This window comes from Salimicrobium jeotgali (assembly GCF_001685435.2).
Lineage (GTDB): Bacteria > Bacillota > Bacilli > Bacillales > Halobacillaceae > Salimicrobium > Salimicrobium album.
The window spans coordinates 1885125-1898266 of the sequence record NZ_CP011361.2; the positions used below are offsets into that span (position 1 = coordinate 1885125).

10 protein-coding genes are annotated in these 13142 nt (G+C 47.8%); 3 read left to right on the plus strand and 7 right to left on the minus strand.

The annotated features are described in order from the left end of the window. Positions 1-78: 78 nt before the first annotated feature. Positions 79-1275, plus strand: coding sequence for an ornithine--oxo-acid transaminase (locus AAV35_RS09415; RefSeq protein ID WP_008590132.1), 1197 nt, complete (start codon positions 79-81; stop codon positions 1273-1275). 64 nt (positions 1276-1339) lie between these two features. On the opposite strand, the gene AAV35_RS09420 is transcribed toward AAV35_RS09415, so the two are convergent. The 6 genes from AAV35_RS09420 to AAV35_RS09445 all read right to left on the minus strand — a co-directional run bounded on the left by AAV35_RS09420 (position 1340) and on the right by AAV35_RS09445 (position 11270). Beyond that, positions 1340-2494, minus strand: coding sequence for a DUF418 domain-containing protein (locus tag AAV35_RS09420; RefSeq protein WP_008590134.1), 1155 nt, complete (start codon positions 2492-2494; stop codon positions 1340-1342). A gap of 12 nt (positions 2495-2506) precedes the next feature. Beyond that, positions 2507-2788: a hypothetical protein gene (locus tag AAV35_RS09425; protein ID WP_040609357.1), complete on the minus strand. Its 282-nt coding sequence runs from the start codon at positions 2786-2788 to the stop codon at positions 2507-2509. A 4-nt stretch (positions 2789-2792) separates the two neighbouring features. Further along, entirely contained in the window at positions 2793-6494 is a 3702-nt protein-coding gene (gene addA / locus AAV35_RS09430; protein ID WP_008590139.1) for a helicase-exonuclease AddAB subunit AddA, read from the minus strand. After that, complete coding sequence (addB, locus tag AAV35_RS09435; RefSeq protein WP_008590141.1) at positions 6487-9987, minus strand: helicase-exonuclease AddAB subunit AddB; 3501 nt, start codon at positions 9985-9987, stop codon at positions 6487-6489. Before addB ends, addA begins: the two co-directional genes overlap by 8 nt. 63 nt (positions 9988-10050) lie before the next feature. After that, the gene (gene lepB / locus AAV35_RS09440) at positions 10051-10590 is read right to left on the minus strand and encodes a signal peptidase I (RefSeq protein WP_008590143.1); all 540 of its coding nucleotides are present in this window, start codon (positions 10588-10590) and stop codon (positions 10051-10053) included. Positions 10591-10643: 53 nt separating this feature from the next. Continuing rightward, positions 10644-11270 carry a TVP38/TMEM64 family protein gene (locus AAV35_RS09445; protein ID WP_008590145.1) on the minus strand — a complete coding sequence of 209 codons (627 nt, stop codon included), beginning with the start codon at positions 11268-11270 and terminating at the stop codon, positions 10644-10646. A 166-nt stretch (positions 11271-11436) separates the two neighbouring features. Between AAV35_RS09445 and AAV35_RS09450 the strand changes: the two genes are divergently transcribed. After that, positions 11437-11814, plus strand: coding sequence for a YhjD family protein (locus tag AAV35_RS09450; RefSeq protein WP_008590148.1), 378 nt, complete (start codon positions 11437-11439; stop codon positions 11812-11814). Here the strand turns inward: AAV35_RS09450 and AAV35_RS09455 are convergent. Beyond that, positions 11759-12298, minus strand: coding sequence for a competence protein ComK (locus tag AAV35_RS09455; protein ID WP_040609359.1), 540 nt, complete (start codon positions 12296-12298; stop codon positions 11759-11761). The two genes, AAV35_RS09450 and AAV35_RS09455, sit on opposite strands and share 56 nt — an antisense overlap. Positions 12299-12443: 145 nt before the next feature. Here AAV35_RS09455 and AAV35_RS09460 point away from each other — a divergent pair, with 145 nt between their 5' ends. Beyond that, positions 12444-12899: a DUF3939 domain-containing protein gene (locus tag AAV35_RS09460; protein WP_008590153.1), complete on the plus strand. Its 456-nt coding sequence runs from the start codon at positions 12444-12446 to the stop codon at positions 12897-12899. The last annotated feature ends 243 nt before the right edge of the window (positions 12900-13142 follow it).

The following is a 13142-nucleotide window of genomic DNA, read 5'->3' on the forward strand; positions in this document are numbered from 1 at the left end:
AAAAATGGCTGGAGAAATCAGTAGAAAAACCTGTTATAATGGAAAAGTATTGTTATAAAGATTCAAAGGAGGTCCTGTATGTCTCGTAACAGTCAACAAATCATTGATCAGACCCAAGAATATGGTGCCAAAAACTATCACCCGCTCCCTGTAGTCATCTCGGAAGCAGAAGGAGTATGGGTAACAGATCCGGAAGGTAACCGTTATATGGATATGCTTAGTGCCTACTCGGCCGTTAACCAGGGGCATCGCCACCCTAAAATCATTCAGGCGTTGAAAGACCAGGCCGACCGGGTGACTCTTACATCCCGTGCTTTTCATAACGACCAGCTCGGACCCTGGTATGAAAAGATCTGTAAAATCACTAATAAAGAAATGGCTCTTCCTATGAACACAGGAGCTGAAGCCGTAGAGACCGCTCTTAAAGCAGCCCGCCGCTGGGCTTACGATGTAAAAGGTGTGGAAGAAGACAATGCGGAGATCATCGCCTGCACAGGTAACTTCCACGGACGGACGATGGCTGCTGTTTCCCTCTCCTCCGACGAGGATAACAAACGCGGCTTCGGTCCTACTCTCCCGGGCATCAAATTAGTCCCTTACGGTGACATCGACGCTCTTCGGGAAGCGATTACAGATAATACAGCGGCTTTCCTTCTTGAACCCATCCAGGGAGAAGCAGGGATCGTTATGCCACCGGAAGGTTTTCTGAAAGAAGCTTCCGATCTTTGCAATGAGGAAAATGTTCTGTTTATCGCAGACGAAATTCAGGCCGGCCTTGCGAGAACCGGAAAGATGTTTGCGTGCGACTGGGAAGATGTAAATCCGGATATGCTTATTCTCGGTAAAGCCCTCGGCGGCGGTGTATTCCCTATTTCCTGTGTAGTATCCAACAAGGATATTCTCGGAGTATTCAATCCGGGTTCCCACGGGTCCACGTTCGGAGGCAACCCGCTTGCATCAGCTGTATCTCTCGCTTCTCTCCAGGTGATCGAAGACGAAAATCTGGCCGACCGCTCTCTCAGACTCGGCAATCATATGATGGAAGAGTTAAAATCCATCGACAGTTCCATTATAAAAGAAGTGCGTGGAAAAGGGCTCTTCATCGGTGTGGAACTTACCGAACCTGCGCGTAAATACTGTGAAGAACTGAAAGAAAAAGGACTTCTCTGTAAAGAAACGCACGAAAACGTCATACGTTTCGCTCCGCCTCTGATCATTTCCGAAGAAGATCTGAACTGGGCCATCTCTCATATCAAAGAGGTTCTGAGCTTTTAATATCACAAAAACATGAAAGCGGCTTCTGTCCAGGACAGAAGCCGCTTTTTTCTTTCGAAAGTGTTTATATATCAGTTTTGTACGTTCCTCTTCTCCACAGCCATTCCACCGGACCATACCGGTATTTTTTCAGCCACCATCTGCTTATGACGACCTGCAGCAAGAAGACGATCAGCACAAAAATGGTACTCTGCAGCGGCGACACTTCCCCGTAAAATCCGAAACCGACAGAGTAAAAAGCGATGAAACTTACAACCGACTGCAATATATAGTTCGTAAGCGACATCCTCCCTACCCATCTAAGCGGCCGTATCGCCCGTCTGACCGAATTTCTGTACAACATAGTAATAGACAATACGTAGAACACAGCCGAGGCGGACCCGCCGATGTTGTCCTGAGCCAGTTCAAACCACATGGGCCTTCCGAAGAAGTAAGGTCCGACCTTGAATACAAGGAACAATACACCGGTCACTACCCACCACTTCCACATTTCATTTCTATGGTTCTCCGGTTCATGAAGCCACCTTTTTCTCGCGATGTACATACCGAACAGCATCATCGGAAGCATGCTCATGATTAAAAACGGCCAGTTCCCCGGGCTGTTCGTATACCACCAGTCCGTCAAATTCTGCGCCCATATCTCCCCGAGCGTCCCTTCACCATAACTCGTCATTGCCGCCTGTATAGCTTCCCTGTTCATCACAGCCGCATTGAAATCTCTGGCTGCATAAAGCAGTAAAGTGAATGGTAACGTTACGGCAGCCAGCATTCCGAAAGCGGAACGAAGCAGCGTCCGGTTCTTCCCTTTCATAAATAGCAGAAGAATCATCCCGAGAATGCTATAGGTGAGCAGTATGTCTCCGTGCCATATAAGGAAAGCATGTACGATTCCGAAAAGAAAAAGAATAAACATCCTTCGCTGTAAAACGGGTTCGTAACTTACGCCTTTTGCCACCAGTCGGTCTTTCATCATTTGCAGGCCAAACCCGAACATAAGAGCAAAGAGCGTGTAAAAACTTGCCTGGAAGAAGATATCAATGATCGCCCGGATCATTCCGCTCATTTCTGAAGAAAAATACTCCTCTCCTCCTCCATATAGAAAAAAAGGGGCGTTAAACGCCGGAGCGTTCACCATAAAAATACCGAATATCGCGAAGCCTCTGGCGACATCCACCCATTCCAGACGCTCCTTCTCTACTATTGGGCCTCCCTTCGGCATAGTCCTCCCCCCTTACTTCCTTCTATTGGCTTTTTTCGTAGTGACTCTTTTAGCCGGATCCTGCTTCTGCACCCATTTCACATACTTTTTCATATCAGGGTGGTCCTGGAGTCGTTCAATCCGGTTGTAGAACCGGGCCAGTTCCCGGTTGGAGAAAAGTGCATGAATCTGACGATGGCAGGCCGTACATAATTGAACCGTCGGCCCGTGTACGCCTCCGTACTGTTTAGGGGTAAGATGGTGTTCTGTTGTTTTCACCGGGAAGCGCCAGCACAACTCACAAATCTCCTCCATCACTTCAATCCCCTTTCACCTCCACAACTTTTGCTGCATCGAAAAAGTAAAGTATGCTTTTGTACACTTTCTTTTTTCTTATATCCTCAATCGCTTTTGTATAAAGGGAGAGCTGGGTGCGGTAACGGGAAGAAAGCTCTTCATCCGTTTCCTTTCCGCTCAGACTGTCTGTTTTGTAGTCAAGCAGAATATATCCATCTTTATAAGGGATGAGAAGATCCACAATCCCCTGGATAAATACCCGGTCGTTATCGTCTTCCTTCCAGTCGCTATATACTTCTTTTGCAGGAAGCATATAGTTGAAAGCTGCTTCACGTTCCACTCCCGGTTCGGAAATTACTGTCTCACCCGTTTCTGTATCAAAAAAACGGGAAATGGCCTCGGCATCGATTGCGTCCGCTTCCTGACGTGTTATTATTTCCCGGGTAATAAGTTTTTCAGTGAATTCTTCCACTTCCCGGGAGGTATGAGGTTTTAGAGGAATGTGCTGCATCACGGTGTGCATAGCTGTCCCCCGCTCGGCGGCAGTGAGCGCTTTTTCCTGCTGCATAAATTTAGGTCTCTTTCTCATCGGAGGCCGGTAAGGAAGAGCAAGAGTCGTGTCGGCATATTCATCCACTTCCTGATTCCTCTTGATTTCCGTCACCGTCTGTTTGGCGCGTCGTCTCGCTGCCTGTTCATGAGGATAGCGATAACCCAGTCTTTTCTCAACAAACGGTTCTATTTCGTGATCAACGGGAGACCACTTAAAAACGGATTCTTTCACTGTATCATCCCGATGTTCTCTTTCCTTTTCTGTACCGGTTAATTCTCTGCCGTGGATGACTCCGACAGACCACTGTGATTCATCCTTGTGAATAGCGGAAGAAGTTGCCACTTCCACTTCCCCGGCCGTAAGAATTTGGGCCTGCTGATGTCGGACAAGAGAAGGACCGATCCAGTCCAGGTACGATTTCGCGCTCAGCCTGTCAGCTGCCGGCAGTGTCCATGGTTCATAGCGGGCAAAACGCTTCCATTCCTCCTGTTTTGCCTGAAAAGAAGCGACATTTCCTACAAGCACCAGTTTTTCCTTAGCCCTCGTAAGAGCCACATAGAGCACCCGCATTTCTTCGGCGAGCATCTCTCTTTTTTTCTTTTCGCGCAAAGCGTGATAAGCGATCGTCGGGTAAGTGAGCCTTTTTTCGGGGTCGATGTATTTCGATCCGAAGCCGAGATCTTTGTGGAGTAAATACCGGGAATTAAGATCTTTCATATTGAATTGCTTATCAATACCTCCGAGAATGACCACCGGAAATTCCAGTCCCTTACTTTTGTGGATCGTCATAATCCGCACGACATCTTCCTGCTCTCCAAGAGCCCGGGCCGCCCCAAGATCGTCTCCCCTTTCTTCCATTCTTTCAATGAAACGAAGGAAACGGAACAGTCCGCGGAAAGATGTAGTCTCATAGGAGCGGGCACGGTCATAAAGTGCCCGGAGATTTGCCTGACGCTGACGTCCTCCAGGCATACCTCCTGTAAAATCATAGTAACCGGTCTCACGGTAAATGTACCAGATCAGTTCAGACAGGGCTCCCTGTCGCGCCCGCTCCCGGAAATCGTGGAGCATGATCAGAAAACGGTCCAGTTTTCCGCTTAACGAATCCGTTTCTTTGGCGGTATATAATTTAACAGCTTCATAATAATTTGTCCGCTTGTCTTCCAGACGGATGCGTGCAAGCTCGTCCTCATCCAACCCGACAATCGGAGACCTGAGTACCGAAGCCAGTGGAATATCCTGTTTCGGATTATCAATGATCTTCAACAGGCTGATCATTACCCGGATTTCAATCGCTTCGAAATACCCGGTGGAAAGTTCTGCGTAGACCGGAATCCCCTGCTGTTTAAGTTCATCCATTATAACCGGCGCCCACGTCATGGAACGTTGGAGAAATACTATATCCCTGAATTTAAGAGGTCTCGGCATACCTGTTTCTTTATCCATTACCTGCATCGGCTCGTTTCCATCATACCCGAGCCATCCTCTGATTTTCCCTGCGTAAGCCCGGGCTTCCAGCTGTGCCTTTTCCAGATCACGGTAATCTTCTTCCATGTCCTCCTGCTCCTCTTCTGCTTCTTCCCGGTCAATTAACAGAAGTTCCGTGCTCGTGTCTTCTTTGAACCATTCGTCGTAGGAGGTGTTCCCGTAAATAAGTTCGGCTTCTTTCTCATACTCCATCTCCCCGACCTCTTCGTCGAGAATTTGACGGAATAGATAGTTCGTTGCATCGAGCACCTGGGTCCGGCTGCGGAAATTTTTGGCCAGATCTATTCTCTCTCCGTCTTCTTCTTTCTGCTGGAAACGGCTGTACTTCTGGAGAAACAGGGAAGGTTCCGCGTGCCGGAAGCGGTATATACTCTGTTTCACATCCCCCACCATAAACAAATCTCCCGCCCCGTCATCGGCAGTCAATAGTTTAAGGAGCGTCTCCTGTACCAGATTCGTGTCCTGGTACTCATCTACGAGTACTTCCGTAAACTGGCGCTGATAATTTTTCGCCACCTGCGAAGGTACGAGATGTTCCGGCTGTGAACTTTCATCCCGTAAAATATTCAGTGCATAATGCTCCAGGTCGGAGAAATCGACTACTCCTTTTTCTTTCTTCGCTTCCTGGTAGCGCTGTTTAAAATCTTTCACTACAACTCCCAGCTGAACGATGACCGGATACAATTCCCCCATCTCTTCAAGATATCTCACAAGGGGGCGTGCAAACCATTCTTCCTGAATCTTTTTGAATCTTTTCTTATATCTTTCCCGTATTTCTTTCGCTTCATTTTTCTTATCCTCTGTCACGTCTGATTTTTTTCTCGACAGTGATGGAAATTTAGCTTCTTTCACGTAGTTCTCAAGCGACTGCCAGGACGTGGCGAGGCTGGCTTTCGCTTCACGTACAAGAGCGAGATCCTTGTCTGCCGTTTCCCCGTATGTATAAGGGCCGTCCGGCTTGCGGGTAAGTTCAAGGAATTCTTCTGCTTCTTTTTCCATAGCTTCAAGCTGATGGTGTACTTCTCTTTTCAGCAGCACAAACCAGGGCAGATCTTCCACCTCTTCATTCACTGAAACGTTATACATTTCTGCCACCTGGTCCAGCCAATCTTCCGGCCACGGATGCTGTTCCGAGAAGGTGTACATCTGAAGAATAAGCGACTCCACGTCCAGGTCATGACGGTCCCCCGAGAACCGGTCCACCAGGTCAAAAAACCGGGTTCGCTCCTCGCCTTCTCGTCCATACCAGTCTTCCAGAAGATCTTCCAGCACTTCCTGCTTCATTAAATCCGCTTCTACGGAATCCGCAATTCTGAAGGCCGGATCGATATCCAGAAGATACGCATGTTTCCTTATCACTTCCATACAGAAGGAATGAAGTGTCGAAATGGACGCACTCTGCACAAGGGACAGCTGTTTTTTCAGGTGGATAGAATCCGGCGACTGTTCAAGAGCTTTGTCGAGCGCCTCCGTCACCCTGTTCCTCATTTCCTGAGCTGCTGCGTTCGTGAAGGTTACTACGAGAAGGGAGTGGATATCCACCGGGTTCTGCCTGTCGATCACCTTTTGAATGATCCTTTCTACAAGAACCGCTGTTTTTCCCGATCCTGCCGCTGCCGAGACGAGAATATCATGGCCGGAATTATAAATCGCCTCTTCCTGTTCTTTTGTCCAGCTAACCATCGACTTCCCCCTTTTCCTTCAATTTCTCCCAGACTTTACTGTCTTTCATATCGGCCAGCTTCCGGTACTGGTTCTCCGCAAGAGTCGGGTCGAACTGACAGACGGAACGGAAGGAACAGAACTGACATGCCGTTTCCTGTTTCTTCTGATATGGATTAAGCGGAATATTGCCTTCCGTAATATCCATCCCCGCCTGCGTCATCAGTTTACGAACGTAACCGTCCAGCGCTTCGAACCTTTCCCTGTCCGCCACTTTGGAATTGGAATAAAAACCGCCTTTTTCCTTTAATCCTGCCGGAACCACCGGGCTGTAACCTTTATCCGTCTCTGTATCCATCATGCGGACAGCGGCTTCATCTTCCAGAAGCAGCCCCTGCATTTTGAAACTTTTCACGATTTCCCGTTCCAGTTCTTCATCGTTCAGCACTTTCTTTCCTGTAATCATCGGGTTGTGGACGTGGAAATACAGTACACCTGCAGGAGTCGCCTCCATTCCGAGCCATTCTTTCGCATTCTGTAATATAACTTCGAGATAAATAAGCATCTGCAGCGAAAGACCGTAATATACATCGGAAAGATTCAGACCTCTTGCACTTGACTTGTAGTCAATGATTCTCAGGAACATCTCTTCATTATCAACAGCCTGATCCACCCGGTCGATTCTTCCTCTGAGCATGAGTTCGAAGCCGTTCGGAAGATCCAGACTCATAGCCGGAAGGGCTGAATCTTTCACTTCCCCGAAACCGAGTTCAAGACCGACAGGAGCAAAATTCGTCCGTCTCGCCTGTTCTCCGAGGATATATGTTGCCTGGGCGATCACTTTACTCAACTTTTCCTGAATATATCTGTATCGATTCGAACTTCTGAGCACCTGATGCTGCAGAACCGGTGCAAGTTCCTGTGTGGCACGGCGCGCATACTGTTCGGCAGAGGAACGATCCAGCTCCGAAAACCGCTTCCCTTCCTTTCCGATCCAGTCGGTTATCTGCCGAAGAGCCTCGTGGAACAACTGACCTATATCAGGGGCGTCCAATTTATACGTCCGTCGTTCTTCCAGATTCAGCCCTTTACCGGCAAAGTGCTGAAATCCGCAGCTGTAGTAAGATTCCAGGGCGGAAACACTCGTTTTCACCTGTTTCTTATGCATGCGGCGGGCTGTTTCCTGCTGGAGTTGAACGGGTTCATTTTTATAAAACAGGCTGTGAAGCACTCTTCGCGTCGTGCTCTCTTTCGTTTCCGCCTGAATATACCAGTTCAACACGCCCCACCAGGCATCCTGGATCCGGTATCCTTTAATATAACGGGCCAGCTGGGCAGTGAGAGCCGATCGCGTCTTGACCGGCGTCGTGATAAAACGTTCGGCTTCTTCCAGATCGTCCGGATCCTGAAGAAGCACATGTTCCCTGCAGGCCGGAAACAGTTCTTCAATGCGGGTGATCAGGGGAGAAGCCGCCTTCGCTTTACCTTCCTCATCACTCAACGGATAACTCACCCATAATTTCCCGCTCGGCATCGTTGCTGCAAGATACATGTAGAAACGGTCGTAAAGCAGTCTTTCGCGACTTCCGGCCGCTAATTCCACTCCATGCCGGGACAGAAGTTCCCGGTCTTCCTCAGAAATCATTCCGTCTCCGGCAGGTTTCATTGGCCACGTTCCTTCGTTGACTCCGAGAAGAAATCCGGCTTTGATGCCGTTTAATCTGGAACGGTCCACGCTTCCGACAATGATATGATCCATACTTGGAGGTACGTGAGCGAAAGTAAGGGCATCGAGACCACTTTCGAATGCCTGGCGGAATACCTGAAGGGACATAGTTTCTTCCCCTATCATCTCCACCATTTCGTCGAGAAGTTGAAGCAGACTGTCCCATACCTGTTCCTGCTCCCTTCCTTTCTCCACTTCTCCGTTTTCATCATAGAAACTTCTCCATATTTCAAGCGTGCCCGGAACGTCCATTCTGTCCAGCCATTCAAAAAGAGCGGTCGCCCTCTTTTCATTGGATTTCCTGCCCCGGAGGTCGTCATCCAGATTCCCGAGGGCTTCTGTCACCTGATGACGGTATGCGTTAATGCGATCCTGCTTCTGTTTCTCTTCATCCGTCTGTGCCGCCTGTTCAAAACCCCGAAATCGCTGATATTTCCATGGCTCCGCCGATCTCCATTGCTCCCTCGAACGGATGCCATATTCGAGAACATAATTTTCCAACTCATCAATGGCTTCTTCGTTAAGAGGATGTTTCTTATCGCCGGAAGGGATAAAACCGGTTTTCAACAGCCGGAATACCGCATCATAGCGCCAGCCCCCCTCTACGACATCAAGTGCGGAACGTATCAGTTCCAGGAGCGGGTGGTTCAGCATCGTCCGCTTTTCATCAAGAAAGACCGGTATACCATAATCGGTGAAAATCGTTTCGATTAAACTGTGATACATACCGGCATCACGCATGAGAATTGCTATATCGCGGTACCTGTACCCGTCTTCCCGGACGAGCCGGAGGATTTCCTGGGCAGCTCCTTCCACTTCCGCCCTGGGGTGGACAGCTTCATAAATACCGATCGGTACGTCTCCTTCGAAAGAAGGGGCAGGACGTTCTTCAAAGTTATTCTCCAGGTGCTGAAATGCTTTACGATCAAGAAAACGGCCCTGTTCATTCGAAAGGGTCAGCGTCTCCTCCACTTCCACACCCCCTTCTTCAGCCAGCTCTCTGAGAATGGCACAGGTTTCTTTCGTTTCCGCAAAAAGATCGATATCTTCAGGCTCTCCGTCTTCTTCGTCGAGTGTCAGTGTGACCTGTACCTGTTCCGCATGCTGGAAGAGTTCACGCAGAACCTCATACTCCTGGGGAGTGAAACTGTGGAAACCGTCTATGTATACTTCTGCACCCTGAAGAAATGAAGAGTGGGGGATTTTCTCTCCGAGCAGTTTCAACTGGTCTTCTCCATCCACGTAGACGCCTTCCATGTAGTGGGTGAGACGGCTGTAGATATAATGAAGATCTTCCAGTTTATCCTGCAGCGCCCTTTCTTCAGCGGTCCGGTGGACATATCCTTCCATAGCCTCCATTTGGGATTCAAGCGTCTCAGGAGTCACGCGATATCTTTTGAATTCCGTAATCATTTCTTCCAGCTGATGAATAAATCCCTGTTTCTCCATCGCCTTTTGGAAGACATTCCAATCGGATGTGCGTTCCTCCACGATTTTTCTGAGCAGCATCTGTACTCCCGTAGAGCTTATATAAGATCTCGTCGCACCTCCGGTTTCCTGAAACACTTTCCAGGCGAGACGGGAAAAACTGAGCACATGAGCTCTCGTCGCACCGTCGATATTCCCCCGCTTCAATAACGCATACTCCTGCTGGAAGGTCATCTGATCCGGCACCAGATATACAATCGGGCGGCCTGCAGGTTCCTTTTGAAGTTTCGCTTCTATTTCACTCAGACAGTAGTCACTTTTTCCGGCTCCCGAACGTCCGGTTATGAACTTAATGCTCATCCGCCTTCCTCCTTTTTCCTTATCTTACAATACCATAAGAAAATGAACCACCCGGGCGGCAGTTCATTGAAATGTTATACTCAACTGTGACATCGGCCAGTAACGTATTGACACTTTTCCGACCACCGAAGCTGAATCGATAAAACCGAAGCGGCGGCTGTCCAGGCTGTGCCGGCGGTTATCCCCGAGAACGAAGAGTTTACCCGGAGGGACTGTCGGTGTTCCTGTTATTCCTTCGAGCGTGAAACTGGGGGTGAAAACTTCCCCGTTTTCCGGACGCAGCTTATCAAGATACGTTTCTTCCAACCGCTCATCGTTAACGTATAATTCGTCGTCTTTCACGGCTATCTCATCCCCCGGGAGACCGATCACCCTTTTTACATAGTCGTCTTTTTCGTTGTAATGAAAAACGATGACGTCCTGCCGGTGTATTTCTGTCCATTCATAGGAGACTCTATTCACCATTAAAAGATTTCCATCGTGTAACGTAGGCTCCATCGACTCCCCGTCCACAATATAACTTACGAAGATAAAAGTGCGGAAGAACACCGCCACAAGGGCTGCCAGAACGACCGCACGAAACAGATATTTATGTTTATTCATTCCGTTTCCTCCAAAGGGTTTAATACTGGTAATTTACCCGGGAGAGGGCCGGTTCAACCCTTCTTCCTTCTGGCACGTGCCGCCAGCCGCTGCTCCAAATATTTACCGAGGAGCCAGAAAAGACTGATACAGATAAGCACAACGATAGTTTTGACAGGATTCGAAGTAAAAGAGGTGATGCTGTCACCGACGAACGTTATCGAAAAAATCATTACGGATTTCCCGAGTACAGCAGCCAGTAAAAAGTCTCTGGTCTTCACTCCGGACAATCCTGCAACGACATTAATGATGGCGGAAGGGGAAAAAGGAAAGCACATGAGAAGAAACAGCGGACCGAATCCGTGCTCTTCAAACCAAACCATCACCCGTTTTACCTGACGGTTCTTTCTCAAAAAACGAAAAAAACGCCGACGTCCGAGACCTCGTACTATAAGAAAGACGAGTACGGCTCCTGCCACAGCCCCGATCCATGAGTAGAGAAATCCTTTAATAAGACCGTACACCACGGCATTGGCGACTACAAATACTATGAGCGGCAAAACAGGGAGAAAAGCTTCGATAAGAGGCAGAACTATACCGGGAAGCGGACCAAAGCGCTCCAGCCTCTCCAGTTGCCGTATAGCGTAATCGAACAATTGATCATTTTCAGCTAGCAATTTCAATTCCTCAAGCGTTGGCATAAAGGTTCATCCTACTCTGTTTATCTATAGTAATTTTATTTTACTGGAATTCTTCTTTTCTGCCTACCGTGTCACTTTCGAAAATTGGATTGCATAAGCGAAGGGGTTCTATGATATACTACCATACAAGAACACATGTTCGCAATGAATGAGAGGAGGTCCAGGTATGGCTCACCTGAAAGAAAAACAACTTGATAAAGCCTCCCGCTACCTGTTCCTGACAATGGCGATCACTGTCATAAAACAGGACCGGCGACATATAGCGAATGGCGCCCACAAGATTAAAGAACCTTACCTCGAACTGCTTGGTAAAATGGAAGTGTGTGCCAGGGAAGAAAGAAAGCATCTTCGTTCATTTATGGATACGCATCAGGTTTACGTTATTGAAACATCAAGGCACGAAGCCTTTACCACTTTTTCCTTTATGGCTGCAGGTTATGAGGAAAAGAGAAACTATTTCAATCCGGCTATCCGCAGGAAAGTGGAATTCATCTTATGGGAACTGATGGAGAAGGCTCTGAAACAAAAGAATGTCTCACCGTAGAAGTGAATCGTTTTTCGTACATGAGCCTGAACTGTGCGGTGCGTTCCAGCTGGTTCGAAAATACGCCGGGGGAGACGGGCAATTCTTCACTCAGTTTGTTTACAAATTGAACTCTCGTTTTTCTGGGATCGGTCTGGCCGGGGGCGAAATCACGTACAAAACTGTGGGAAATCCAGGAGCATTCAAGTCTTGAAGGGGACATGGTCGGGAAGTAATAGAGCTTCAGCATCCCGGAGATGACGATGGGGGATTTGTGTGTGTAGTTCGTAATAGCTTTTGTGCCGGAAATTCTACCGGAGAGGTTGCTTCCAAAATACTTACAGGAGTTGTCGATCACTTTCGTGGGGGGCAGGTCCACTATAAATGAATCTTCCACTTCCATCACCCTCGTTCTGATTTTCCCCTCTTCCTCTATGGCGATGAGAGCAACTGTACGTTCGTTTACTTCATATTCAGTTTTCAACGTTTCTTTCACGGTTATCATATCCCTTCCTTGTGAGTACAGTAATTGCTTTTTAAATATAGCAGATTATTTTCGAACCGTCTACGTTCCTGTTATTTTCTTCCGAAAATTCCAACATCTTCACCGTATTTGTTATAATAACAGTAAAATACCGGAGGAGAGTGCTATGTGGATTCGGAGAAAGAAAAAGAAATCTGCCCCCAGAGAACTGGAAACTATGGACTTATCCCTGAATGATATACGAAAAGCCATCAACGATTATGCCGAAAAAAAATCGGACAGGGTACCTTTAAGTGTAATCATTAATGAAGACCTAACCATCGACTATGAGCTTCTTGCTCACTTCATCGAAGGAAAACCGAGGAAGACTTTCTACATGTCCCGGGAAACTTACGAAGTATTTGAAGAGGAAAACCTTCAGCTCGCAAAAGATATCGATATGATGCAGCGGGCAGTGGATGCTTACGTTCAGCAGGAAAAAGAACTGCCTGTCATTGAAGATGACCCTTACCGACGGGTTAACTGCTACAAACTGGAGCGCCTCGGTTTGATAACCCACCGCCCCGACAGAGAATTTTATATTACTAAAGAAGAATACATGGTGGATTACGAGAGGAAGTGACTTCTCCGAAGAGGTATTTGATCAACGCTATCCCGCACTCGGTGTTCTTATCTCTGTTCAACCTAAAAAAGAGCCAATGCTACGGGGAGCATTGGCCAAAAGAGACGACTGATTAACTTTTGAGTGAGGGGTTTACATGAATGAAAAGGCTCTTTAGCGTACAAAGGCTTTTCTTTCATGCAGACAGTTATTTAAACTGCCTTTCTCAATTTTCATTATAATACAGCCTCTGAAAAATCTCAC

Bases quoted from the DNA above. Each gene is read 5' to 3' on its own strand.
- AAV35_RS09415 (WP_008590132.1), top strand. From the start codon at position 79: ATGTCTCGTAACAGTCAACAAATCATTGATCAGACCCAAGAATATGGT.
- AAV35_RS09420 (WP_008590134.1), bottom strand. From the start codon at position 2,494: ATGCCGAAGGGAGGCCCAATAGTAGAGAAGGAGCGTCTGGAATGGGTG.
- AAV35_RS09425 (WP_040609357.1), bottom strand. From the start codon at position 2,788: ATGGAGGAGATTTGTGAGTTGTGCTGGCGCTTCCCGGTGAAAACAACA.
- addA (WP_008590139.1), bottom strand. From the start codon at position 6,494: ATGGTTAGCTGGACAAAAGAACAGGAAGAGGCGATTTATAATTCCGGC.
- addB (WP_008590141.1), bottom strand. From the start codon at position 9,987: ATGAGCATTAAGTTCATAACCGGACGTTCGGGAGCCGGAAAAAGTGAC.
- lepB (WP_008590143.1), bottom strand. From the start codon at position 10,590: ATGAATAAACATAAATATCTGTTTCGTGCGGTCGTTCTGGCAGCCCTT.
- AAV35_RS09445 (WP_008590145.1), bottom strand. From the start codon at position 11,270: ATGCCAACGCTTGAGGAATTGAAATTGCTAGCTGAAAATGATCAATTG.
- AAV35_RS09450 (WP_008590148.1), top strand. From the start codon at position 11,437: ATGGCTCACCTGAAAGAAAAACAACTTGATAAAGCCTCCCGCTACCTG.
- AAV35_RS09455 (WP_040609359.1), bottom strand. From the start codon at position 12,298: ATGATAACCGTGAAAGAAACGTTGAAAACTGAATATGAAGTAAACGAA.
- AAV35_RS09460 (WP_008590153.1), top strand. From the start codon at position 12,444: ATGTGGATTCGGAGAAAGAAAAAGAAATCTGCCCCCAGAGAACTGGAA.